The organism is Halococcoides cellulosivorans (genome assembly GCF_003058365.1).
GTDB lineage: Archaea > Halobacteriota > Halobacteria > Halobacteriales > Haloarculaceae > Halococcoides > Halococcoides cellulosivorans.
Map to the genome: position 1 here is coordinate 2,537,610 of NZ_CP028858.1, position 22,847 is coordinate 2,560,456.

Sequence of the window (22,847 nt, forward strand, 5' to 3'; positions counted from 1 at the left end):
GTTCACCAAGGGACGAGATCGATGCACTCCGCCAGCGGGAGCCCCATTATCTCCCCTGCGACAGAGTATAATGGACCGAGGACGAGGAGGATGACTGCGGACTTCATTGCGGATCGCTTGTGCCGCTTGAGTCCCTTTTTCTGCTCGGGATTGAAGGTGAACATCTCCATGAGGGAATCAGCCTGCCAGACGATCACGAGACCCATGATCCCCAGTGCGGTGGTTATCTGGAAGAACCCCTCAATCATACTCGGGAGTTTGTCCGCGCTACAGACTGCGCTTTCTTCTGCGGCAGCAACCGGTTGGGCAGCGAACAAGGTCAAGAAGACGACGATGAGCGCTACCTGCCGAGGGATTTTTCTGGTCAGCTGTGCCTCGATATCGGTGCTACGGGTAGTTTTGGGGGAAGACTGGTCTTGTGACATTGTGGGCTAGTAATCCGGCGCATCTCCAGGTGTTCGATGGGTCTGCTGGTCTTCGACGAGCGACTGGAGATCAGCCATCCGGTTGGTGTTTTCAACAACATCGTCGAGTGTATAGCCTTGCTCGAGGGCCCGTTCGAGGAGTTCACGGAGTTCATCGGGATCGACACCGCGAACGTCCATCTCTTCGCGGAGGGCTTGGCGATACAGGGCAGAGGCATTGATGTGATCGTTCCACATCAGATACAGATCATCGATGTCTTCGATGGTAACTGACCTCGTAATCATACGTGTTGATATGTGTCTGCACCGGCTGAATCCCGGTACATACTGGCGAGATTGTGAGGTAGTTAACAAATACGTATCGATTATAGGTTAATACAAGATAAACTAATAACTCAAATACATGTATTCCGTTTCTGTGTAAATGAGAAAGTTGCGACTCTGTTCTGGGCACCTTTGAGGAACGTCTCTATTCGAATCGACCTAGCACGACGTCCAAAATCTTCGTCGTCGCCTCGCGATGCAACGGCTCGTTCTCGTTCCCACAATCCGAACTCATCAGGCAGGACGGACAGCCATCGACTCGGCCACAGTCACAGTCCGCCACCCGCTCGCGCGTCCGTTCAGCGACCTGCTCGACGTGTTCGTAGATGCTGTGTGAAAACCCGACGCCACCCTCGACCGCGTCGTGGATGAACCAGACTGGCGATCCGACTTCGGGGTGTGACAGGGTGCTCAACCCGCCCATGTCGTCGGTGTCCAGCCGAAGTTCAAGCGGCGACATCTTGATCATGCCGTGCTCGGCGCCGTGGAGTCCGCCGGCGAGCGTCCATTCCGCCTCGCTCATCGCCACGTCTCCAGATGCTGACTGCATCGCGTCAGCGGGTATCGTCTCGATGACTCTCTCGAGGTGCTCGCCTGGGATCTCGATCCACATCAGCTGGGTTCGGAGCGTGATCGGATCCAGATCGATTGGCTCGGGAAGCCCAGTCGCCGATCCGGAGTCCATATCGATCCGCTTGAACGAGTGATAGTCGATCGAAACGGTTCCCATGCCGGCGTGAAGCTCAATCCCGTTGCCGAGATCGACGTGCCGTTCGCTCACGATGTCGTGAACGCGCTTGTCGCTGAGCGTCTTCGTGTACTTCCGTGTCGAGACGCGCTCGACCTCGACGTACGGCTGGGGACGATCTTCGACGACGTCGACCACCTCGTACTGCTCGCCGTCGTAGAGCTTCAGCGCGCCAGGATGGTAATCTCGGTAGACCCGCTCCTTGTCCAGCGGTTCCATGTCAATCTCGCCGTCGACACACCGGACCTGATACTGGTCGTCGGTGGTCGCGTACATCGAGATGTCGGTCTGGGGACGCGGCGGGCCGTCGTACTGCGCACCGCGATCGAGATCGCCCACGATCTGCCCGGCGTCTCGCCACATCGCGATCGCGCGTTCGAGGCGCTCTTCCGGGCCGAACCACGCTGCGTCGTCCCGCGTCAGCGGCCGTTCCGCCGCTGCACAGAGAACGTGTCGTGCGTAGACGGCGTTGTTCGAGAGATCGACGACCGCGTCCTCGACGTCGTCGCTGAGCAGGTACTCCGGATGGTCCAGGATGTACTGGTCGATCGCGTCGCCACGCGGGACGAATACCGACAGCGCGTCCGACGTCCCCCGTCCGGACCGGCCGACCTGCTGCCAGAACGACTGTCGCGTGCCGGGATAGCCCGTCAACACCGTCGCGTCGACCGAGCCGATGTCGATCCCCAGCTCAAGGGCGTTCGTCGAGATCACGGCGTCGAGCTCGCCCGTTTTCAGGTTGTGCTCGATGGCGCGGCGTTTCTCCTTGCTGAGGCCGGCGTGATAGGGTTCGACGTCGAGATAGCCGGAGTCGGGGTGGTCGGTGGCAGCGCTGACTGCTTGCTTCACGCCGATTTCGGTCCCTTGCCGGGATTGGGCGAAGGTGAGCGTCTGGACGTCATTGAGGCCCAGATGCGCCGTTACGTTCGACGCCTCGTTGCCGGCGCTGCGCCGCATCGCCGGGACGGTCTCCTCGATCGTTTCGAGGTCGTCATCGTCGATCGGCGGCTGCCAGAACGCGATCTCACGCGTTCCGCGGGGACTGCCGTCCTCGTCGACGACCGAACACTCGGCCCCGGTCAGCGTTTCGGAGTGGCTCGCCGGGTTGCCGATCGTCGCCGTCGAACAGACAACCTGTGGGTCGGCCCCGTACGACTCGAGTATTCGCCGGACACGCCTGAGCGTCCACGCGACGTGCATGCCGTGGACGCCAGTGTACGTGTGGCTCTCGTCGGCGACGAGCAGCTGGCAGTTCTGGAAGCAGTCCCGCCACTTCCGGTGGTGATCGAGATAGACGTTCAGCCCCGCGAAGTTGGTGATCACGACGTCAGCCCGCTCGCGGATCAGCGGTCGGCGGTCGCTCTGCGTGTCGCCGTCGTAGGTCTCGGCGGTGGCGTCGATGTCGAGTTCTTTGAACAGATCGTTGATCGCCGTCTCCTGATCGGAACTCAGCGCCTTCGTTGGATAGACGAACAGCGCGCGGGCATCGGGATCCTGGCGTTTCAACAGGGCGTAGTAGAGTGCGAACACCCAGGTCTTCCCCGACGAGGTCGACGTCGCGACGGTCACGTCGTCGCCGTCACGAAGGCGCTCGATCGCCTGTGCTTGGTGGGTGTACAGATCGTATTCGAGTTCGTCTGCGATCGAGCCAGGGAGCACTTCGTCATTTGGGACGCGATTGGCTTCGCGTGGCTCCTGTGTGCGGACGTGTTCCAGCTGATCTTCGTACTGGGGGAACGTCTCTCGAAGCGACTCCGGACTGAGGAGGGTTGCCGTCTCGGACGTGAGGCGTTCGTTGCTCATCTAAAAATCACTCAGAGTTCCTTGGGCGGTGTTGGTGGGTGTGCTTCCGCTGGCGTTCGTCTGCCGCTCCGTCCTGACTGGCGCGTCGATCGCATCGTAGACGTGCGCAAGTGCCCGGACGTCGTCCTCACAATAGCGTTCGTGGCGCTCCCAGTCGAGTTCAGTCTCGGGGCTGGGATCGGCTGCCCATTCTTGGAACCGACGGCCGACCGTCGCGCCGCTCAGTCCGGTCTCGTCGTGGTCCCAGCCGAGTCCGCTCGCCACGTCTTCGAGGCGGTTCGTCCGTCCGGGGAGGAAGGCGTTGTCCCGAACCGTCGCCCAGAAGTACGGATCGACGACTCGAGCGTCTTCGAACGCATCGAGATGCTCCGGACAGTGCCGTTCGATGTGTTCTTCGAGGATCGGAATGTCGAACTTGCGGCCGTTGTACGCGACGAGTGGCCGGTCGGCGGCGTTCGCCGACCACCACGAGGCGAACGCCTCGACGGCCTGGCCGGGCTCGTCAGGATCGCGGGCCAGGAACGACATGTAGCTCTCACCACCCTGGCGGTTGAGAACTCCGATCAGCCACACCATCGTCGGCGTGAGGCCGTCCGTTTCGATGTCGATGAAGACAGGCTCGGCCGACGGGAGCGTTGCCTCGCTGCGCCGCTGCACCTCGCCGTCGACGATCGCCCGAGCGCTCGCGATCATCGTTTCGGCGGTCGGGCGCCCGATCCCCGAGGGCGAGCTGAGATCCTGGATGTCTGCTCGCGCGATATCGGACCGATCGCGATACCCCTCTTCCCAGAGCTTCGTGACTCGGGAACGGCCCACCTGCTTGACGGCCCTGAGCCCAAATCTGTCGGCCGACCGCGCTTTGGCGCAGATCGTGCCGTCCGCGTGGAGGTCGAGATGGGCGATGTCAGTCTGATGGCGTCCAAGCCGTTCGGTCGCACCGGGCATGACGCCGCGAACCGTAAGCTCACCCCACTGGTGGTGGTAGGTTGGATGGGCTTCTGTCGTGAGGTGGGTGTACGACCCGTCCAGATCGGACGTTGGGAACGCGTCTCGATACGCGTCGATCCCGTCCAGCCGGCTCTCAAGGTTGATCGGATCGATCGCGACGGCGAGCTGGTCCGACAGCACGTAGGTCTCGCCGGTCGGGTCGAACGTGTTCTCGGATTCGAGGGCGATGAGGGCGGAGAGTGCCGCAATGTCCGAGACGTGGACGAGGGCAACCGATCCGCTGGTGGACGTCGCTGGGCCCGTCCCGCGAGGGCGGTGGAGGACGATACTGTCGGTTTCTGGCGGGGCCAGGCGCTGGACGGTGCGCTCGTGATGGGGACTGGGAATGGCAACGACATCTGGATCGAAGTACTCGATCGAATCTTGGAACTGGGCGTCATCCAGCTTCAAGAGCGCGTCATTCGAGTAGATTGTCAGCCCCAACCGCCCGGTCATGAGTTCGAATTTCTGCTGTCAGCACCAAGAGACTGGCTATGGGAACTCCAGATGGAAATGTCGAACTCTCCCCGATTCGCCGGCTGAACCTTATGTAATATTTGGACCCCATCCACCTCAATTTTTACATAAGGCGACGCCGGTCTGCTCACACAAGCGTCGGACAGACAGGTCACGGCTCCGTCTCGTCTTCCTCGCGGATCGCTGGCTCGTCATCAGTCTGCACTGCAATCTCGATCGTTTGCCCGTGTTCCAAATCCTCGGCGATCGAATCGTCGGTCAACCGGAGAAGCATGACCCCGTCCCCTGCGTCGACGACGGTCGCAGTGGTCGTCGTTCCGGTTACGGCGGCTTCGATCCGATCGAGTCGTTCGAGGATGTCCCCATACGCCTCTGCATCGATGGCATCGGCTGCTTCCTCGATACTTGATGGCAAACTGGCCGACTGATCTTGAGTCGGTTCCTGACTCTCCTCGCGATCTACCGCCGTTGATCCATCGGCGGCGACCACGTCCGTTTGCGATGCTTCTTCTGCATCTCCTGGAGACGAACTCACTGTTTGCGCACTCTCATCGGCGGGATCACCCTCTGGGGCGGGCGCCGAGCCATCGACATCGCGGTGCAGTGCGTCATCCAGACGGTCGGTGTCGAGTCCTTCGGCCTCGAGGTCAACGTCTTCGAGGCGTTCGACGGTTGGCAGTCCGACATCGATCGAACCCATCACCTGTCCCATCGCATCAGTCTGGGTATACTGCCTGGACATGACGCGCCGGTGTGTCGCGTCGTTCACCCACGGTGGTCCCTCCCATCCCTCGTCGTAGAGCGTGTACTGATCGTCATCATTGGGGGCCCACACGAAGCTGTTGTACCTGTCTTTGTACTTACGGGCTGCACGGCCCTGCGCGTGGGTCACGACGACGTGGATCGGCTCGTACTCCTCGACGACTGCGTCGATCGTCGCCTCGTCCGGGTGGTTGCTCAACTCGTACTCATGGACGGTACAGCTGGCAGAGTCGATCTCGTCGAAGGCTCCACTCGTCACCTGGATCAGTGTCGCTCCGCCGTCGTCTCGCATCGCCTCGAACAGTCGCTTACTACTCCCGGCGATGGGGACTTCTGGCCCCGCGATCGTCACACTGCCTGGCTGGAGCACGTCGGCTGGATCGTCGAACACGGAGACCGCCTCGACGGTGGACCGATCGTACTCGAGTGTGTCCCACACCGTGGCAACTCGTCCGGCGACGGTGACAGGTATCGAACGATCGGTGGTCTGGCTCAGGCTATCGAGCAAGTACGCGAGGTGGACACCGGTCGTCCCACTGGCCGTCGCCAGGACGGTCGAGCCGGCGTGCGCTCGCTGGACGATGGTCTCGACAGCGCCGGTCAACTGGTCGGGGAACTCGGCGTTCGACGCGACAGTTAGGAAGACCGCGTCGATCGGAATCTCCGTGGCCAGGCCCGGATAGCCCGCGGCTCGGCGTGTCGTGAAGTCGCCGCTCGCGAGCAGGTTGTACGAGTCCTCGCCGTCGTCGAACTGGATCACGAACCCACTGGCGCCCGGGGCGTGCCCGGCCGGCACCGGATGGATTCGAACGTTGGGAGAAATCTCCGTCCAGTCTACGATCGGCTCCAATGCGTCTCGAACGTCGCCTGAGAGGTCGAGATCGTCGTGGTCAGCGTTGGTCTGGAGACGTGTTTCGATCGCTGCGGCCGTCTCTCTCGTCGCGTAGATGGTGGCCTGATCACGAAGGTTCGACCCGAGTGTGCGGTAGTGGTCGAGGTGAGCGTGCGTGAGGAGGATCGCTGAGAGGTATTCGTCGTCTCCGAGGAGCTCGTCGACGTCGACGCCGTTGCCCGAGTCGATGAGGATGCAGGTCGTCTGGTCGTGAATTTCGTCGTAGAATCTGAGGAGCACGGACTCGCGACCGCTGTGGGGGTTCGCATGGTGGTAGCTGACCTGCATCGCTTGACGAATCGATAATGATTGATGAGGAATATAGGTTTGGTGGTGAGTGTCTCGTGTGTACGGGTTCAGGCGTCGCGAAAGATCTCTGGAATGCTGTTCGGTTGGTCTGCTTAGCCTTATGTAACATTCAAGCCGCTTGAGGGCACAGGTGTTACATAAGGCATGGACACTCCCGACCCGCCGTCGTCGCTGCCGAACTACCTCGCCGAGGGCATTCCGAAGCAGGACGTTGAGACGCTTCGAGCGATCCGGCAGTTCGTCGACGAGCTGATCGAGTATCGAACCCAGTCTGTCTATCCCGACGAACTCCCGAACACCGCCGAACCCGTCGAGGACGATTCGAGCAGCGGGAAGGGGACGGTCGTGAAAGAGATGGTCACCTGTGGCGACGAGAACTGCGCGTGTGCTGACGGAGACCTTCACGGCCCGTATTTGTACCGCTACTACAGAGTGGACGGTGAGTTGACCTCCGAGTACCTGGGGAAGCCCTGAACAGACGATCTCATTCCAGCTGGTTGCCGAGGAATTCGTCACGCCACCGCTGGATGGCCGAAATGTCGTCCACATCGCCCACCGCTCCCTGAGGCGTAACACGTGCGAGTGTCGTGGTCCGACTCCAGCCACAGACGAGTGGGACACTGATCGACTCCGATCGGAACGCGTCCACCTTCGGCAAGCGCAGAGGCTCGTCGCTCGCAGAGCGAAGCGTCCGAACTAGTCGATCGAGCAGGGGATTCCCGGGAGCGAGATACTGGATCGACGGAAACTCGTCGGCACACTCGCTGTCGAACGTGACGGCGACCGTGCCGTCCGCCGGCGCGATCGCCTCCGCGAGTGTCCCACCGTTCTGTCCTGTCTGTTCGTCGAGGGCGTCCCACTCGAGGCGATACGTCGCGCCATCGAACTCGAAGCCGGACCCGTCTGTCGCAGCGCTGGTGTCGATGTCGGTGGCCGGGACGAACGTGACGCCGGCGTCCGAGAGCGTCTCGTTGCCGACCAGGATCGCCTCGACACCCGCGACGTGGAAGGGCTCGGGATACGCGTACTCGTCGTCCCCGACGTCGACGAGATCGGGGTGGCGGAACGACGCCCAGGCGTCGAGTTTCGCTTCGTCGACGACATCTTCCTCGAGGAGCGTGTCCACGGAGTCCAGTGACTCGCCGACGTCCACCCGATCGGTCTGGTCCTGGTCTTCGACCTGCTCGGAGAACTCCCGATCGGCGGCTTCGACGGCCTCGGAACTCGACTCGGCGTCGGTTTCCAAGGTCGCGGCTCGAATCTGATCGCTCACGCCCGATAGCACGGGTTGCATCTCCCCGACGACGCTCTCGAAGAGGTTGATCCGATCGTCCAGCCGGTCGTAGATGTCAGTCTCGACGGTGTCCTCGTAGCTGTAGTTGAGGATCGTGATCTCGTCGAACCGTTGGCCAATGCGGTCGATCCGGCCGATCCGCTGTTCGACGCGCATCGGGTTCCAGGGGAGGTCGTAGTTGATCATCGCCCCACACTCCTGGAGGTTCAGACTCTGACTCAATCTTCGGGATCAACCTGACGATAGTTACTTCGAGTTAAAGTGAGAACGCGATGCATAGAAATGGTGCTACTGGAACTCCATGTCCGTGTTAAGCATAGTAAATACAAACCTTGGCAGGTCTACCTGCTCGCAGCAGCTATCATACTCTGTCTCATCCTCTACTTCGACATCGGCCCACTCACCGATACCCTCCGCTCGCTTGAGGCTGCCGCTTCGGGGTTCCAATGGGTCGTGATTCTAGCCATCCAAGGAGTCTTGATCGGGTTCGTCGCTGAGTATCTGTATGAGCAAGGGGATGAGTATGCGAAAGTTGGGAGCAATGAGTTCGACTCAAAAGACAAAACCCTCGTCGCTCGCGTAGGCATTATGACCGGCGTGTCAGCTGTCATCACTCTCGCTGTACCCAACGTTGTCCGGACCGCCGCCGAATATCTCGTAATCCAAACGGTGGGCGCAGTAATCGTCCTCGGTATCTTGCTCGTTCATGAGAGCTCCAGTGACTGGAATCCGAAAACTGAGCTGCCCGGACTCGTTGCTGGACTATTGCTCGCAGTAGCACCAACCGTCCTTTAGGAACCGGGGTACCATTCTCAATGTGCTTTCCCAATCGTTGGGTTCCCGAACACCCTTACTCGTCGTCCATTCGCATCCGCGCCTCTTCGAATCGAAGTAACCGTCCTTTGGTCTCCTTGAAAGCCTCCTCTGTCTCTTCGTTCAGCACGTGGCCATACTCGTCAAGCAACTGCATCAGCGACGCGATCCCAACCGAGGCGATGAACGCCGGTTCGTCCTCCATCGTCTGCGGCGTCACAGCGGTATACCCGTAGGCTGGCGTGCCGTAGAGGTCGAGTGCTGTCTCGATGCTCTCTTGGACACTCTCCGCGTCCCGCACGGAGTCGTACTCCACGAACATCGAAATCGCTTCCACACTATCCGAGTCAACGCTCGTCTCAAACTCGTCAGAATCTTCCATAAGAGTCCTTTCAGCCACTGGTCTGTTAAGGATTGGTAACTGACCGGGTCAGAATTAGAAGTCGAGACAGGGCTATTTTCCCGACTGACAGACTCTTCTCCATCTCGTCAATTGTGTCGTCGCACATCTCAACAATTACCTCCGCACCCTTCTCAGCCGGCATCTTGTTGTCCTCGGGAACCTCAAACTTGTTTAACGAACCCATGAACGTGTGAAATAGTAAATTTTCGATCTCTTCCCGCATCTCATCACTCAAATCAACATCCGTCGTCGACACGTGAGTGAGTAACTCATCGTAGAGAATGTCCATCTGCTCCAGTTGTCGGTTGTACGCCGCCTCCTGATGTCTCTCGAAAAGTTCCTCCATGTGTTCAGCCGCCTCCTCCGGAATCGACGAATCGGACTCGACATCAGGCATGTCCATCTCTTCCCGGTCAACATCGAACTTGTCCGTATACGTCTTCGTGACCGCGTGAGCAAGCGCGATCCGTCGGGCCAATGCTCGCAACTCGTGGTACCACTCCAAGTCGTCACGAACGGCCTGCCGACGCCTCTTTAGGCCCGAGGAGACCACGTCCCACACCATCTTCAGCAGAAATCCCAGAATGACCGAGACAACAGCGGTCGGGAGATCGAATCTCGACACCAAATTGATGACAGGGTCGATCATATTCGAAGATACTTCCCCTACTGATAAAACCAAATTGGTGAACATACTACCGGCTACAACCCGAGCGAATCCTTGAGCTTATTCCGCATCTCATCGTTCCGCTCTACCCGACCCTGTTGAAGTGAGTTCGACAGACCAACCAACTGCTTCTTCGCCTCCAACACGTCATCCCGTGGCGGAACGAGTCTCACCCTCACCCAAATCCCATACAGCGGAATGTCATCAATAGTCGCCTTCAAATCCGACGCGTGACTCCTGAAGGTTTCCTCCGCTTCATCAATCCGATCTGACTCGCCGCTCCCCGGGTTCCCAATTAGGTTCCCGTAATATTCTAAATCCCGTGAGACATCTCGGCGAACTTGCCGGTATTCTTGAATCGGGTCTACGATGAAAACCTTTGTCGCATACGTACCGAGGCCACCAGCTGCGAAGAGGCCGGCGAGAAGGGCGAGGACAGACACCATAATTCATCTTTCGGACGGAATGTAATATAGCACCGGGGAGCGATGTCTCCCACTCGGTTGCCCGCTCACTACTATACATTCTTGACCTTGGTACTGGTCGGCGAGTAGGGTAGCTTTCCCGGTCAAGCTCCTACTACGCATCCACTAGCCCTTGACGCACCGACCGCCACCCGAACCACAGCACTCCGAGAACGAGACCGGTCATATGCGACGACACCGACACGCCCCCCGGTCGAGGCTCAAGGCCGACGAACCGCTGTACAGTCATCCACGAGTCTACGCTCAAGTAGACCAAAACGAGCAAAATCCCGAGTCCGACGGCCACCTCCTTTGCATCGCACTCGAAGGACTCGATCCGCTTGGCGAGATCGACGAGTAAGACCGGAAATACGTATCCGGTTAGCGCCATTGTCAACCCGCTCGCTCCTCTCGACAACTCACCGTACTCCAACACGACTGGGAGATGTAGAGCGAGATAGGGAATCATCACAACGAAGAAGAGGAAGGGCAACCAGCCCACCCGATGCTCCACCCACGCACCGAGAACGACGAAGACGAGAAGATTCTGCCAGATGTGTCCGAAGCCTGCGTGCATCCACGGGGCGAGGAGCGTATAGTTCAACGGCGTGATCGCGGGCGAGACGAAGTAGACAACTACCATCCCAGTCGCGAGAGCAAACGTCACCCACGGAACGTCGTTGATTGTCACCATCTATATCGATGACTCATCTTCGGCATATATCCCCAGGTATCGACGAGACAGCACGAAACTTCGTTAGCTATGGAAGAACGCGCATTCCTTTGTCATATAGATTTGAGTATCACCGATTGACGATCCCTCGCATTTCCCACCCGGCTTGACGTTATCGCACACCAGTTCACCACGTCGCGGACACTTGTCCACCGGGTTCCATTCATCAAGCATTCCACCTAACAGTTCGCTGTGGGAAATGGTAGATGCCGACACGCGAAATGAGAACTCGTTGTAGGTCTTCGGCTCTTATGGTCAAAACCAGGTGATGATGCGCACCTGTACCCGGATACCTGGTCTCCTCGATCCGCTTTTCCCTATCAACTAAGTGGTGTGGATGGTTCGAGATGATATATGACTCTTCGCACCGACGGGAGGGGAACTTCCCTACCGTCGCTTGGCTCGACATATTCTCACGACGAGGTGTCGATGGCACTCACCAGATGCGGACTCCTCGTGGATAGAGCGGAGACGCTCGCTCGGCTGTACGCCCACCATCGGGACTGGACTGTCGTCGAAGAGAAATGGGTTGAAGAACGCTTCGACGAGCGCAGCACGCGTGGGAGTTCGAAAACAATCTACCGGGCTCTCAGTTCCCGTTTCAAGACTGCTGGTAGCGAACTCCCGTCTATCGTCCAACTCCCCTCCGTCCTCGACCAGTGTGAGACGGTGCGCGACAAAGCTCAGGTGCTGTACTTCTACTTGCTGGAGGACGACCCACTCGTGAAGTACACCGTTCACCGGTACGTCGACCAACTTCAGGAATCCGGTGTCGAGGGACTGAATTTCGAGCAGGAGACGGTCAATCGCCTTCTGAACGAGTTCCACTACGACGACGGAAGCGAGTTTGACTATGCGGAATCGACGACCCGTCGATGGGGAGAAGGACTCCGATCGGTGATGCGAGAAATCGGTGTTCTCGATACCCAGCAGTCTCTTCGAGGGCAAATTCCCAACATGGGAACGACGCCACTACTCGTGGCGTCAGGTTACTCGTGGGAGACCCACGGGGATGACTGGCTCTCCCAGCCGACTGGCTGGCTCTACCTCTTCCAATCGGAACAGTACTGGGACTCCTTGGCCGAACGAGTGAGCGACGATTCAAACTGGGAAGCGAGTGGGATTCACGGTGAGCTGAGACTCCAGCCGGTCAGCGATACATACGACTGGGCCGAACCATGGGAGGGCAAAGTATGACTGACGAGAGCTGGTTCGCAACCGATGTCGGGAGCGATTTCGAGGAGTCTGTCCGCATTGACCGCGAAGACGACGGTCGTGATCACCGGCTGCAATCAATTGATACCTACCACGTGACGGCGGAGTCCGAGGAATTCATGTCCGACTTCTTTTCGCGCCTGCTCGGCCGTTCCGAGGATATGCGGTCGGGTGCGAACTACTGGCTCTACGGGTACTACGGGAGCGGAAAGAGTCACCTCCTCAGCGTGCTTCGTGGCCTGCTGGATAGCGAATGGCTTCGAGAGCGCGAGGATGTCTGGGAGCAGCTAACCGACGGTCGTGAGCTGGACACGCTTAAGTCCATCTGGTCATCGATCCACGAGGAATACGAGATCATTCCGATCTCGGTGAACCTCTTGAAGCATCAGGGCCAGAAGAAACTGAGTTTCAGCGAGATCGTGCTCCGAAGCGCTCACACGTCGGAACGGCTCACCGGTGTCGATGGGGGGCTCTCGTCGCAGCTTGACGTCGCATTCTTTGAGGACTGGTACCGGACGACCGACGCATGGGATGACCGGACGATCAACACCCAAACGGCACTACGGAGTACGGTTGACAGCCCCGAGAAGTACGGCTGGGAGGACGTCCAGCAGTACAACGCCCTCGCGGACGCCGTTCTTCCCACGCTCTTCGAGCAGGAAACCGGCACCGGGGATGGTCTAGAGGACTTGGTGCCGTCCGATCTCGACCCGCAAGCGATGGTCGAGCGCCTCGAACAGTTGCGGAGCGATCGCGCAGAGGAACTTGGTCACCCGGTCAAACTCGTTCTACTCCTCGACGAGGTCAGTCTCTTCATCGGGACGGATTTCGACCGTCTCACCGAGTTACAGACACTCGCCGAGAGCGTCGACGAGATCGGTGACGGCGACATCCAACTGGTGGCGACGGCACAGGCCAAAATCGAGGACGTCCAACCGCAGTTTGCGGCTCGCGGGGCCGACTTCAGTATCGTTAAAGATCGCTTCCCTCACCGGTTCGGACTCCCGAGCAGACACGTCGGGGAGATCTCGACCCAGCGACTGCTCAAGAAGACCGGGGACGGCAGACGGGCAACGGAAAGCGTCCTCGAACGCACCAGTAACGAACCAGAGACGCTGCTCGTGTATTCGGGTATCGAACAGAACACCGAACCGCCGCTTGACGACATCGACCGCGAGCGACTCGTCGAGTTCTATCCGTTCCTCCCGTATCAGCCACCGCTGTTCCTCGACATTCTCTCGAACCTCCGGCGGGAAGCCCGCGATCCAGCCAAGTCGATCTTCTCAGGGACTGCCCGGGCCATTCTGGCACTCGTCCACGGCCTTCTTCAGGAGTGGATCGAGGTCGGCGAAGAGGCACATCTCGTTTCGCTTGTCGATTTTTACGACCTCATCGAACCGGAACTCGAAGACATCACGCCGCAGGACGTTGCCGTCATTGAGGAGATCGAAGGCCAACAGGAACAGGGCGAACTGGAAGACCTCGACGTGGATGTCGCGAAGGCCGTTTTGCTCCTCCAGCACGTTCCCGAGACGATTCCCATGTCCGAGCGGAACCTTGCGGTGGCCATACTGAGCGACCTCGACGGCCCGACTCAGTTCCAAATGGAAAACCGAGTCGAGGATTCACTCCAGCGTCTCCGGAAATTCATTCGGCCCACGCACGACGAGACAGGGCCGAAGTACGCCTTCACCCACCCGGAGGAGCGGGAGATTATCGAGACCGCCGAGCAGAACCTCGACGACCCTGACTGGGAGGCTATCATCGAGTCCGTCGACAACTACCTCTGGGACGACGTTGTCCGCGATCTCTCACTTCCAACGTCCGTCGAGTACGCCAACACTGGCGAGCAGTATCCTGTTCGCTACGACTTCAGCGTTGACGGCATCGCTTTCGATACGACCGCCGAGGCCGACGACGCGCTCGATGTCGAGGTCGCCATCGAAGGATTGTCACCCGAGGTATCGGAGGTCGACTATGATAGCAATCCGCTCGAATGGAGGATCAGCAGGGACGGTCTCGAAGATCTCCGTGATAACCTCATCGAGTGGTGGTCGCTCAGGGCCGCCGTCGGCGACCACACGCTCCCGCAGTCTGTGGAGCGTGATCTCTCGGATCGGGCGACGCGCGTCCGAAGCAAGCTCGTCGAGACCCTCAAGAGTGGCTCGTTTGCCGTCAAGGATCGGACTGACCTTCGTGGACTGGCCTCTGCGGTCGAAGAATTTGTCGATGTTCGCTATCCCGACGACTTCCACCCCGTCATGCTGCAGATTAGCGATGAGCACCTCCAGGAACTCCGAGGACTCTCGGCCCAAGACCCGCTGCCTGCGTGGGCTCGACAGATCGAGGTTGCGACTGAGGATCCGGAGACCCACGGCGGTTCCATTCAGAACAACGTGCGGGCATTCACCGGCCAGCAATTGAAGCAGAGCCACGGCAGTCTCGCGATGACTACCATTATCGACGGGATTGTGGAGAAGGAAAATCAGCAGCGTCAGAAGACCTCTGAACTCGCAGTGTATGGCAATACCCGGCCAGCATTGTGTGCCATCATCTGGGGGCTCTGTCGCAAGGGTGACTTCCTCCCCGTCGACGAGACAGGGGATTCTCTCGAACTCGATTCGGTCATCGATCTAAACGAACTGATGACTACGCGCCTCAAGATTGCAGGAGGGAGTGGCGTCCGCGAGGTACTCGAGGCTGGTGGCTTCATCGACTCGACGGAGACGATCCCGGACGGAATGGTCAGGCTCCAGTCTGCGAACGACACGCTGGCCAGCCGCCTTGGGAGCCTCATCGAGGACGTGAAACTGGTCGCAGAAAGCGATGTCCAGACCCAACACATTCAGAATCTGCTCGATTCGTTTGTCGACGCTCTTGAAGACAAGCAACAGGACGCTTACGACCGCCACGAGGCTGTCAAGTCCCGCGACACCGACTGGAAGCGGGTCGTCGAAGCCACTAACGCCGCCCAGGAGTGGTATGATGACGCCAAGGAGGTGTGGAACCTCCGCCTGCCGGCACTTGTACAACTCGATGCCCAGCTCACTCTCGCTCGACAGTCCTTCGACTGGCTGACTGACGAGTGCGAAACTGCCAGCCGGACGCTTCGGGACACTATTGCTGAGTACGACGACGAGTGGTGGACGCACGACGGATGGGACCGGTTCAACGATGCTCGCACTGTCTCGCCGTCATTGGACGACGCCATTGAACATGCGTGGCAGGCGTTCCGAGACTCGACTGACGTCGATGCGCTCGTAAGCGAACTCGATGACCACCCGTGGATACGACCACCGAGCGAATTCGGGTCGAACGTCCGTCCCGCCTTCGGGAACGAATACATCACGCCGCTTCGCCGTGCTGTATCGTGGTACGAAGACATTTCGGGGGCTATCGATACCGTGACTGGCGGTACGACGGGCACCGAGGCGGATGCCCTCATCCGAGCGACGGACACGGTTGTCGACACGGAGCCTCTCCGCGTGGTCACAAGCAGTGGGGTCAGCGAACTTCGGGCTACGTTCGAACAGTTGCAGACAGTCGTCGGCGACCAGCTACCGTCGAATGTCATTGCGATCGGTGTGCTTCCGTCTGATCGGGGGTCCCTGGACGCTGAACTCGAGCGATTGGCCGAACGGCGCGATCTCAGTATCGAGCGGACAGAAACGGGGGTGATCGTCCGATGACGAGCAAGCGACCGCTCCACGACTTCACGGAGCGACTCGCCCGGTTCGCGGACGGGAGACGCGGCATCCGGAACCCGTTCGTAATCGTCCCTGTCCAGCCGAAATACGAGCGACGCGTCGCCAACCGCCTCGTCGAGTGGGCTGACAACCCACACGAAACAGAAGAGTTCCCCAAAGATGGTACCGTCCAAGTTCTCCGCTTGGACGAGTTGCTGGTGGAGACCGAGGTGTTCGATCTCGCGGTTGACCTCGGCAAGGAGACCGAGCCGGCAACGATCAAGGACACGATGCAAGATCGACTCGCCGAAGAGCTGGTCGAGGTCATGGTCGAAGAAATTTCCGCTCCCAATCAGCAGCGTCACGTGGTCGTCTTGACCCATCTCGGAAGTCTCTATCCCTTCACGCGGGCCTCGGAGCTGCTGGACGAACTCGACCGTCGCAACGTCCAGTCGACGATCGGCATTCCGTTCCCCGGAGACATCGTCGGCGGGAAGTTGAGCTTTTTCGGCGAGGAATCGCGGAACTACTATCCCGCCCACCAGATCGACGGTCGTATCGAGGAGGTGCATCTCCAATGAGTGACCACCGAATCCACGACATCTTCCAGCAGCCACCGACCCGCGAACTCGAGGAAGTCCAGAAGGTCAACGCCAGAGCGCAGGCCGAGAACGACGTGCGCGAGTTCTACGAAACCGACAGCGCACGGAGTGTTCTCACGACGCTCGGGAATCTCGTCGACAAGTACCCCCAGGAGGAACCGCGCTTCCTGTACATCTCCGCGACGTTTGGATCGGGGAAGACCCACCTCCTGAAACTCGCCGGTTTCGCCGCGGATACCGAGTCGGAGTTCGCCGATCTCGGCGAAGAGCTGGCGAGCCGGTGGCCGGGCTTTCAGTCGTTCAGACAGAGCATCGCGGACTCTCACGTCGACCGCCTGAAGCCGGTCTTTCTCAACCTCCTCAACAGAGACGCATCACAAGAGCCGCCACTCCCCTACCTCATCTACGAAGCCATCGGTCGGGAACTCGGGTATCCGACCGATCCAAACTGGCTGCTGGAGTGGGCGTGGCAGCTGGAGATGAATCACGGCGACTGCTGGGAGCAACTTCAGGAGATCGAATACGACGGGCGGACGTTCGACGAGGTGTACGACGAGCGTGCCTCGCTGCGAAGCTGGCTCTATGGAGCCGTTCCCACACTCGACGACTCGCCGTATCGCTCCAGCGACGAGGTGAAACGCTCGATCGACGACGCCATCGACGAGGTCGACCCGGACGAGTTCGACCCCGACGAACTCGTCGACCGGATCGAGGCGGCGCAGGCGGCGCTGAGTACGCCCGAGACAGAGACGGAGCTGTTGATCGGCCTTGACGAGGTGGCACTGTTCATCGGCGACGGCCGCCACCGCTACCGGGAGTTCCAAGAGACGATGGAGGCCCTGACTAACCCTGTGACGGGGCCGAACCCACCCATCGTCGGGACGGGACAGTATCCCTTCGATCGCATCCACGGGGAGTTCGAGGATTCCGACGTCACCAACGAGCCGTGGTGGGGCGAGCAGGAGCCACTGGAGGGGGCTGACACAGAGATCATCGTCCGCAAACGATGGCTCCAGAAGGACGGCGACAGCGAACAGGTGGTCGACGCGACAGTTCAGGAGCTTTCCGACCTCACGCTCGATACGTACGCGGACATCACGGGCGCGGATCCCGATGCCGTCGAGTCGTATCCGTTCCGCGAGTACGACCTCGGGCTGTTACGCACGGTGATCCAGCAGTTGATGCCGCGGGGTCGCGTGACCGAGGAGGAGTACGTACAGGGCCGGGCCCTGCTCATCCTCGTGCGGTCGCTGTTCACCCGGTTCGAGTGGGGCGAGAAGTCCGTCGGGGCGCTCGTCACGTGGGACGAGTTGTACGACCTGCTGGTCGAGGAGACGACCTATGTCCCGCTGTGGGTGCAGGAGATGGTCGAGAACAAGCTCGTCCCGTCCGCAGATGGGGATGAAGGTACGTTCTCGGTGCGGGTCGCGAAGGCGCTATACCTCCTGAATCAGGTTCGCTCGGAGGTGCCATCCACGCCGGAAAACCTCGCCCGGCTGATGGTTGGGTCGACTGACACGTCACTCGGAGACGTCCAAGACGACGTCGAATCGGCGCTGGCAGACCTCGTCGAGGACCGTAAAGTACTGACCGAGACGAACGACCGCGGCGACGAGGAGTACTTGCTCGTCTCCGAGGAGCAGGAAGACATCCTAACACGAGCGAAGACACGTGCCCAGCAAATCTCGTCGCACCGGCTGTCGGCCAAGCTGGAGACGTACCTGCAGGATGGAAACGATCACCTGCTTTCGGAGGGCAGTCGCCACGAGGTCGACCTCGACAGCGAGCGTCGGGTACCGCTCCGGTTGGAATACTCCGTCCTCGATCCGATCGAGCGGGCCCCTACTCCGGAGTTCGATGCGATCCGCATTCGGCTTGTCGCCGATCGCCCCGACACGGTAACCGATCAGGTGGACGCGTGGCAATCGACCAACGAGGGGCAGGACGGCGGCGAGCACGTCCTCGTGGCCGTGGAGGTCTCGGAGTCGACGGTCGAGCGTCTGCGGGACGTGATGGGGATGCAAGAAGTCCTCTCGGAGGAGACGGAAACCTATCCGGACTTGGAGTCCGACCACCGCGACGATCAGCGTGCGCTCGAGTCGACGGTGCGTAACCAACTCGAGGAAGCCGACGTCTACGTCCGAATTGGTGACACGAGGGGTCGTTACGGCGACGTGTTCGAGCAGGTCGTGACGAGTCAGGTGCAGTCGGTCTTCGGCCAGACGAGGCACGCTTTGACGAACGGGATCACCGAGGTCGACGATGCGAAGCAGATGGCGCGGTTCTTCCGCGGTGTCGACGACTGGCCGCTGTCGAGTGAGGATGCCGTCACTCTCGGTGTGGACACCGATCGGGGAGAACTCGCCGACGGCTGGTGTCAGGAGGTCATCGACGACTACGAGAACACCCAGTCGCTCCGTGGTGAGGACTTGCTCGCCCAGACCGTCCAGCGCGGGGGTAACTACCGTGGGACACCGCGGGAGTCTATCGCGGCGCTACTGATTACACTCGCCACGGCCAACGAGATTGCGCTCCGGCGCGACGACGAGTACATCACCGAACCCGGGGAGATCGGACGGGCGGTCAGGAACAAGACGAATCTGACCGACGTTCAGATTCGCTTCGAGTCTTTGGAGGGCATCGATCCCGACCAGATTCGGGACACCGTCCGGACGGTTATGGACGAGTCCCCGGAGGGGAGCGACCCGGACGCGTGGCTCTCTGGGCTGGCCGAATGGGTCAAGGAGAACAGCGTCCTCGTGAAACGCGTCTTTCGGGGCGTCAGCAGAGAGTTCGGCGAGGGTGCGTCGCTGGATGAGCTTGAGGACGCTCTTGAACAGGCACTCGGCGGTGAGGCGCTCGAGACCGAAGACTTCGCGACCGATGCGGTCGAGCGACAAGCCGAACGGTTCGCTCGGGCCAGGGGGCTGTTCCGTCCGGACGAGGACGGTGAGACGCTCTGGGATCGGTTTAGCGAAAGGACGGCCGAGATGCAGCGGCTGCATCCCGGTGCGGACGTCACCGGCGATATGCAGAGCACTGCCGGCGGTAGCGAGGTGCCCGACGCCGAGCGACTGCAGACATTGATCCACGAGGCAGACGTCCACAGACAGCGCGTTGTTCGGGAGCAGTACGAGCGCATAACCGGTGAAACGCCGGCCGATGAGGCGCCCGAGAGCGTCGTCTCCAGCCTCACGACGTGGCTCTTTGCCCACGACGCGAGTAGTAAGGAAATTGGTGACCGCGTCTCGGTCGAATTCGAGGGCCTAACCATCGATGAATTGTACGCCCTCTTCGAGACGGCGTGGGAAGGCGACTCGTTCTCGGAAGAGAAACTCGTTGATCCGACGGTCGTCCAGCAGGCCAAGCGATACTCGAAGGCACGAGAGCTCCTCGAATCACCCGACGGTGAGGCCAGTCTCTGGTCGCAGCTTCAAGACGCATCGAGGCGGCTCGATGAGGAGTATCCGAACCACCCGGTCACGAGTAACGTGGAGGAGACACTTGCCCAGTCACGACCGCCGTCCATTACTGAGGTCGAGGAATTGCTTGAGGCAGCCGAGAAACCATTTGATATCGACGAACGATTGGAGAAATTGGCCAGTGAACTCCAGTCGGAGTATCCGGACCACGATACGACCAAAGACATTGTCGCTGCCGTCGAAGCAGACAGCCCACCAGGTGATGAGCGTGTGCGGGAGTTGATCTATGCTGCCGAACAGTTGCTTGATGGCGGCGACGGGAGGTTGAAGCAAATTCGGGAGACGATGGATGCTCTCGACGATGGCTCAGTTGTGTTGATCGAATCTCTCGAATGATCGAACCACTACGATTCGCCATGTTGAAAAGTATTAGTCGGTCGTGGTTGTCTGCCCGACTATGGTCGACATCGAATGGTCGCTGAAGCAACTCGATCAAATTCATCATTCTGAAGATCATTTCAAGCTCTCGCTCGGCGCTGAGCTGGCTCAGATGTATGGGGACGAACGCGTCCGGTTAGAATGGCAGCCAGCAACGCAAGCACAAGTTGACATCGGGATCAGGCGGAGCGGCGTGACAATTCCTGTCGAACTCAAGTACAAGACTGATGCTGCGACAGTTGAAGACGATGTATTTAACGAATCTTTCACACTCGCATCACAGGGCGCTCAATCGGGTGCTCACTATTGGATTTTTGAGGACATCAAACGCATCGAGAACATCGTGAACGAGCAGGGGCGATACGGGTACGTCGTGGTGTTGACCAATGACTCGAACTACTGGTCGGAGCCATCAGAACCGTACGAGGCCCTCCACGATGCATTCCGAATTCACGAGGGGCGGACCGTCGAGGGAACACTGGAGTGGCGTGACCGTAGAGACTGGATTGAAGACAACGGCATGTCTGCGCCGATCGAATTGAGTGGTCGATATCAGATGGAGTGGTCAGACTACAGCTATCGGGACGAAATTTCCGTCCGGAACAATCCAACCTTTCGGCATCTGGTCGTTCGGGTTGACTCGGCAGACGTGGGAGAGGGGTAGCGACCTGATGGTATCTATCCGGCGTCTTGCTTTGAGAGTGAGATGTACTGCTCGTCTGTGAGTGGCGAGTCAAGGTGATCATCGTTGAAGAAGCGAAGTACAGCCCACACATCCCGCTTGTCGTCCATTTTAACCGCCATCTCTCCCTCATCGTTCTCTTCAAACTTCACGTCGGTGTCGAAATTGTCCCGGATGTACTTCGCATCGTCAGAGTCCAAATCCTCGTAAGTCCCTCGCTCGTGAACCTTGTACATTAGCCGGAGAACCCGGTTGTTTCCATAGACAGCATCTTTGAACATCCCGAAGTCGTGGAAGGGAATGTCAGTGTCGTCAATTGCGTCGATGACCTCGTCGGCGCAGCGTTCATATTCGGCCAGATAGTCGAAGACCTTCTCAAACTTGGATTGGTTGAAGATGTACATCAAATCGTCGTAGTAGACGGCATCGACACGGTCGGGGATGGAGATTAGGGATTCGTCTACCTTTCTGTGTTTTTCACTCCCGACCTTCATGCGGGTCCAAGAAGTTCTCCCCATAATCTGCCGCCGACTGTAGTGGAGAAACGCAATCGCCATCTCATCATTATCCTCGTCACGCAACCGGATTGCTTGGAATTCCGGTTTAGGTGGTTCAGTGTATGTGGTATGGTTGAACCGCTGCCCTTCCAGCAACCGTCCGAAATTGTCGAACTGAGGGATGTTGTCGGAAAACTCGTACTGGACGAAGGTCTGATCCCGATCGCGATTTTCGAGGCTGTATTCCGAGAAACGGATGCTCTCATTTTCCAGTGCGGATCGCTTGCTTTCGACCTTCTCGCGAAACAGCCCCTCCAATTCCTCGGGAATCTCTTGATCTAACGAGATGCGCTCGAACTTGTAGTCGTAATCCTCAACGCTACCTTCGTCTAAACGAGCCAGTAGGAGATCGATCCCGAGTTCGTTGGTATCGACGATCTCAATCCGTCGGAGAAAATCGACCAGTCTGTCGAATTGATCTCGAGCGTCGCTCCGGCTCGCTGAACTCATTGCCTTGTAGTGATATACACTTCACTACTAATTCTTGCGGTGTTGATTGTGATGTCATTGCCATCCAGCCGATCTTTGGTTAGAAGAATTCGTTTATCTTGCTCTGTCTCGACTTCATAAACTCGGTAACGGAAGGCGACCAGCACAGGGTTGACAAAGAGACGATTAGACCGGATCACAATCGCTGCGACCGTGACAAACAAAACCAGAAATGCCGCTACATCGAACACGTTAGCGAATTCGAAGACGATGAACGGGAAGATATAGACCAACAGATATTCCGTGAACATGTCCGACCGATTTCGGTACTGTTCGATCTCGCTCAATTGGCCCTGACGCGTACGGTTCATCCGGATCATGATGGTCAAGAAGGCGACGCTGACAACAGTCAAAATCAAGGAACCAATCGAGAGATAGGACAACTCGAGAAAGCCGACAGCGACTGGTTCAAGCCGGTATCCCAGAATCGAATGGACGGCGTCGTGGGCGCGAAGTGCGACAATGATGTAGAGCGGGCTGTAGGAACTGAGGAAAAGGACGACCTTAGCCCAACTCGGTATGCGCCCCATTAGGTGCAATAGATTCTATACGGAAGTCAAAGTGACTTTTGTATCAATTCTTCTATCAAGATTTCAGAAAGTAGGCAGCGATTCTATCAGCGATGGATGAGGGCGTTGATAGACAATCTTCAAGA

The 22,847-nt window shown here is 59.0% G+C and carries 19 protein-coding genes; 7 read left to right on the forward strand and 12 right to left on the reverse strand.

Going from position 1 to position 22,847, the window contains the following annotated elements; all coding sequences use genetic code 11:
• Window positions 1–2: 2 nt before the first annotated feature.
• From HARCEL1_RS13910 to HARCEL1_RS12385, 5 genes are all read right to left on the reverse strand, one after another.
• Entirely contained in the window at window positions 3–425 is a 423-nt protein-coding gene (locus tag HARCEL1_RS13910) for a hypothetical protein (RefSeq protein ID WP_108383884.1), read from the reverse strand.
• Between the two features lie 6 nt (window positions 426–431).
• Complete coding sequence (locus tag HARCEL1_RS13960; protein ID WP_108383885.1) at window positions 432–710, reverse strand: hypothetical protein; 279 nt, start codon at window positions 708–710, stop codon at window positions 432–434.
• A 184-nt stretch (window positions 711–894) separates the two neighbouring features.
• On the reverse strand, window positions 895–3,300 hold the full coding sequence (locus tag HARCEL1_RS12375) for a DEAD/DEAH box helicase (RefSeq protein ID WP_108383886.1): 2,406 nt from the start codon (window positions 3,298–3,300) through the stop codon (window positions 895–897).
• On the reverse strand, window positions 3,301–4,743 hold the full coding sequence (locus HARCEL1_RS12380) for a ribonuclease H-like domain-containing protein (RefSeq protein WP_108383887.1): 1,443 nt from the start codon (window positions 4,741–4,743) through the stop codon (window positions 3,301–3,303).
• A 172-nt stretch (window positions 4,744–4,915) separates the two neighbouring features.
• Complete coding sequence (locus HARCEL1_RS12385) at window positions 4,916–6,706, reverse strand: MBL fold metallo-hydrolase (protein ID WP_108383888.1); 1,791 nt, start codon at window positions 6,704–6,706, stop codon at window positions 4,916–4,918.
• 165 nt (window positions 6,707–6,871) lie between these two features.
• Between HARCEL1_RS12385 and HARCEL1_RS12390 the strand changes: the two genes are divergently transcribed.
• Window positions 6,872–7,201, forward strand: a complete 330-nt coding sequence (locus tag HARCEL1_RS12390; protein WP_108383889.1) for a DUF6788 family protein — start codon at window positions 6,872–6,874, stop codon at window positions 7,199–7,201.
• A gap of 10 nt (window positions 7,202–7,211) precedes the next feature.
• On the opposite strand, the gene HARCEL1_RS12395 is transcribed toward HARCEL1_RS12390, so the two are convergent.
• The gene (locus HARCEL1_RS12395) at window positions 7,212–8,243 is read right to left on the reverse strand and encodes a helicase-related protein (RefSeq protein WP_233357352.1); all 1,032 of its coding nucleotides are present in this window, start codon (window positions 8,241–8,243) and stop codon (window positions 7,212–7,214) included.
• A 60-nt stretch (window positions 8,244–8,303) separates the two neighbouring features.
• On the opposite strand from HARCEL1_RS12395, the gene HARCEL1_RS12400 reads away from it, so the two are divergent.
• Window positions 8,304–8,816 carry a hypothetical protein gene (locus tag HARCEL1_RS12400; protein ID WP_108383890.1) on the forward strand — a complete coding sequence of 171 codons (513 nt, stop codon included), beginning with the start codon at window positions 8,304–8,306 and terminating at the stop codon, window positions 8,814–8,816.
• 55 nt (window positions 8,817–8,871) lie between these two features.
• Here HARCEL1_RS12400 and HARCEL1_RS12405 read toward each other — a convergent pair whose 3' ends face one another.
• From HARCEL1_RS12405 to HARCEL1_RS12420, 4 genes are all read right to left on the reverse strand, one after another.
• Window positions 8,872–9,216: a hypothetical protein gene (locus tag HARCEL1_RS12405; RefSeq protein ID WP_108383891.1), complete on the reverse strand. Its 345-nt coding sequence runs from the start codon at window positions 9,214–9,216 to the stop codon at window positions 8,872–8,874.
• A gap of 25 nt (window positions 9,217–9,241) precedes the next feature.
• Window positions 9,242–9,886: a hypothetical protein gene (locus tag HARCEL1_RS12410; protein ID WP_108383892.1), complete on the reverse strand. Its 645-nt coding sequence runs from the start codon at window positions 9,884–9,886 to the stop codon at window positions 9,242–9,244.
• Between the two features lie 53 nt (window positions 9,887–9,939).
• Window positions 9,940–10,350: a hypothetical protein gene (locus tag HARCEL1_RS12415; RefSeq protein ID WP_108383893.1), complete on the reverse strand. Its 411-nt coding sequence runs from the start codon at window positions 10,348–10,350 to the stop codon at window positions 9,940–9,942.
• A 133-nt stretch (window positions 10,351–10,483) separates the two neighbouring features.
• Entirely contained in the window at window positions 10,484–11,062 is a 579-nt protein-coding gene (locus tag HARCEL1_RS12420) for a rhomboid family intramembrane serine protease (protein WP_108383894.1), read from the reverse strand.
• A gap of 468 nt (window positions 11,063–11,530) precedes the next feature.
• On the opposite strand from HARCEL1_RS12420, the gene HARCEL1_RS12425 reads away from it, so the two are divergent.
• The 5 genes from HARCEL1_RS12425 (at window position 11,531) to HARCEL1_RS12445 (ending at window position 21,128) form a co-directional block, all read left to right on the forward strand.
• The gene (locus tag HARCEL1_RS12425) at window positions 11,531–12,298 is read left to right on the forward strand and encodes a BrxA family protein (RefSeq protein WP_233357353.1); all 768 of its coding nucleotides are present in this window, start codon (window positions 11,531–11,533) and stop codon (window positions 12,296–12,298) included.
• Window positions 12,295–16,005: a hypothetical protein gene (locus HARCEL1_RS12430; protein ID WP_108383896.1), complete on the forward strand. Its 3,711-nt coding sequence runs from the start codon at window positions 12,295–12,297 to the stop codon at window positions 16,003–16,005. The genes HARCEL1_RS12425 and HARCEL1_RS12430 overlap by 4 nt, the downstream gene beginning before the upstream one ends.
• On the forward strand, window positions 16,002–16,583 hold the full coding sequence (locus HARCEL1_RS12435) for a BREX protein BrxB domain-containing protein (RefSeq protein WP_108383897.1): 582 nt from the start codon (window positions 16,002–16,004) through the stop codon (window positions 16,581–16,583). Before HARCEL1_RS12430 ends, HARCEL1_RS12435 begins: the two co-directional genes overlap by 4 nt.
• Window positions 16,580–20,422: a hypothetical protein gene (locus HARCEL1_RS12440; protein WP_108383898.1), complete on the forward strand. Its 3,843-nt coding sequence runs from the start codon at window positions 16,580–16,582 to the stop codon at window positions 20,420–20,422. Before HARCEL1_RS12435 ends, HARCEL1_RS12440 begins: the two co-directional genes overlap by 4 nt.
• 61 nt (window positions 20,423–20,483) lie before the next feature.
• Complete coding sequence (locus HARCEL1_RS12445; RefSeq protein WP_108383899.1) at window positions 20,484–21,128, forward strand: hypothetical protein; 645 nt, start codon at window positions 20,484–20,486, stop codon at window positions 21,126–21,128.
• Window positions 21,129–21,142: 14 nt separating this feature from the next.
• Here the strand turns inward: HARCEL1_RS12445 and HARCEL1_RS12450 are convergent, their stop codons facing one another.
• Together HARCEL1_RS12450 and HARCEL1_RS12455 are read right to left on the reverse strand one after the other, a co-directional pair.
• Complete coding sequence (locus HARCEL1_RS12450; RefSeq protein WP_108383900.1) at window positions 21,143–22,153, reverse strand: Kiwa anti-phage protein KwaB-like domain-containing protein; 1,011 nt, start codon at window positions 22,151–22,153, stop codon at window positions 21,143–21,145.
• The gene (locus HARCEL1_RS12455; RefSeq protein ID WP_108383901.1) at window positions 22,150–22,722 is read right to left on the reverse strand and encodes a hypothetical protein; all 573 of its coding nucleotides are present in this window, start codon (window positions 22,720–22,722) and stop codon (window positions 22,150–22,152) included. Before HARCEL1_RS12455 ends, HARCEL1_RS12450 begins: the two co-directional genes overlap by 4 nt.
• Window positions 22,723–22,847: the final 125 nt, after the last annotated feature.

Coding starts and splice junctions, on each gene's coding strand:
- HARCEL1_RS13910 (WP_108383884.1), bottom strand. CDS start 425: ATGTCACAAGACCAGTCTTCCCCCAAAACTACCCGTAGCACCGATATC.
- HARCEL1_RS13960 (WP_108383885.1), bottom strand. CDS start 710: ATGATTACGAGGTCAGTTACCATCGAAGACATCGATGATCTGTATCTG.
- HARCEL1_RS12375 (WP_108383886.1), bottom strand. CDS start 3,300: ATGAGCAACGAACGCCTCACGTCCGAGACGGCAACCCTCCTCAGTCCG.
- HARCEL1_RS12380 (WP_108383887.1), bottom strand. CDS start 4,743: ATGACCGGGCGGTTGGGGCTGACAATCTACTCGAATGACGCGCTCTTG.
- HARCEL1_RS12385 (WP_108383888.1), bottom strand. CDS start 6,706: ATGCAGGTCAGCTACCACCATGCGAACCCCCACAGCGGTCGCGAGTCC.
- HARCEL1_RS12390 (WP_108383889.1), top strand. CDS start 6,872: ATGGACACTCCCGACCCGCCGTCGTCGCTGCCGAACTACCTCGCCGAG.
- HARCEL1_RS12400 (WP_108383890.1), top strand. CDS start 8,304: ATGGTGCTACTGGAACTCCATGTCCGTGTTAAGCATAGTAAATACAAA.
- HARCEL1_RS12405 (WP_108383891.1), bottom strand. CDS start 9,216: ATGGAAGATTCTGACGAGTTTGAGACGAGCGTTGACTCGGATAGTGTG.
- HARCEL1_RS12410 (WP_108383892.1), bottom strand. CDS start 9,886: ATGATCGACCCTGTCATCAATTTGGTGTCGAGATTCGATCTCCCGACC.
- HARCEL1_RS12415 (WP_108383893.1), bottom strand. CDS start 10,350: ATGGTGTCTGTCCTCGCCCTTCTCGCCGGCCTCTTCGCAGCTGGTGGC.
- HARCEL1_RS12420 (WP_108383894.1), bottom strand. CDS start 11,062: ATGGTGACAATCAACGACGTTCCGTGGGTGACGTTTGCTCTCGCGACT.
- HARCEL1_RS12425 (WP_233357353.1), top strand. CDS start 11,531: ATGGCACTCACCAGATGCGGACTCCTCGTGGATAGAGCGGAGACGCTC.
- HARCEL1_RS12430 (WP_108383896.1), top strand. CDS start 12,295: ATGACTGACGAGAGCTGGTTCGCAACCGATGTCGGGAGCGATTTCGAG.
- HARCEL1_RS12435 (WP_108383897.1), top strand. CDS start 16,002: ATGACGAGCAAGCGACCGCTCCACGACTTCACGGAGCGACTCGCCCGG.
- HARCEL1_RS12440 (WP_108383898.1), top strand. CDS start 16,580: ATGAGTGACCACCGAATCCACGACATCTTCCAGCAGCCACCGACCCGC.
- HARCEL1_RS12445 (WP_108383899.1), top strand. CDS start 20,484: ATGGTCGACATCGAATGGTCGCTGAAGCAACTCGATCAAATTCATCAT.
- HARCEL1_RS12450 (WP_108383900.1), bottom strand. CDS start 22,153: ATGAGTTCAGCGAGCCGGAGCGACGCTCGAGATCAATTCGACAGACTG.
- HARCEL1_RS12455 (WP_108383901.1), bottom strand. CDS start 22,722: ATGGGGCGCATACCGAGTTGGGCTAAGGTCGTCCTTTTCCTCAGTTCC.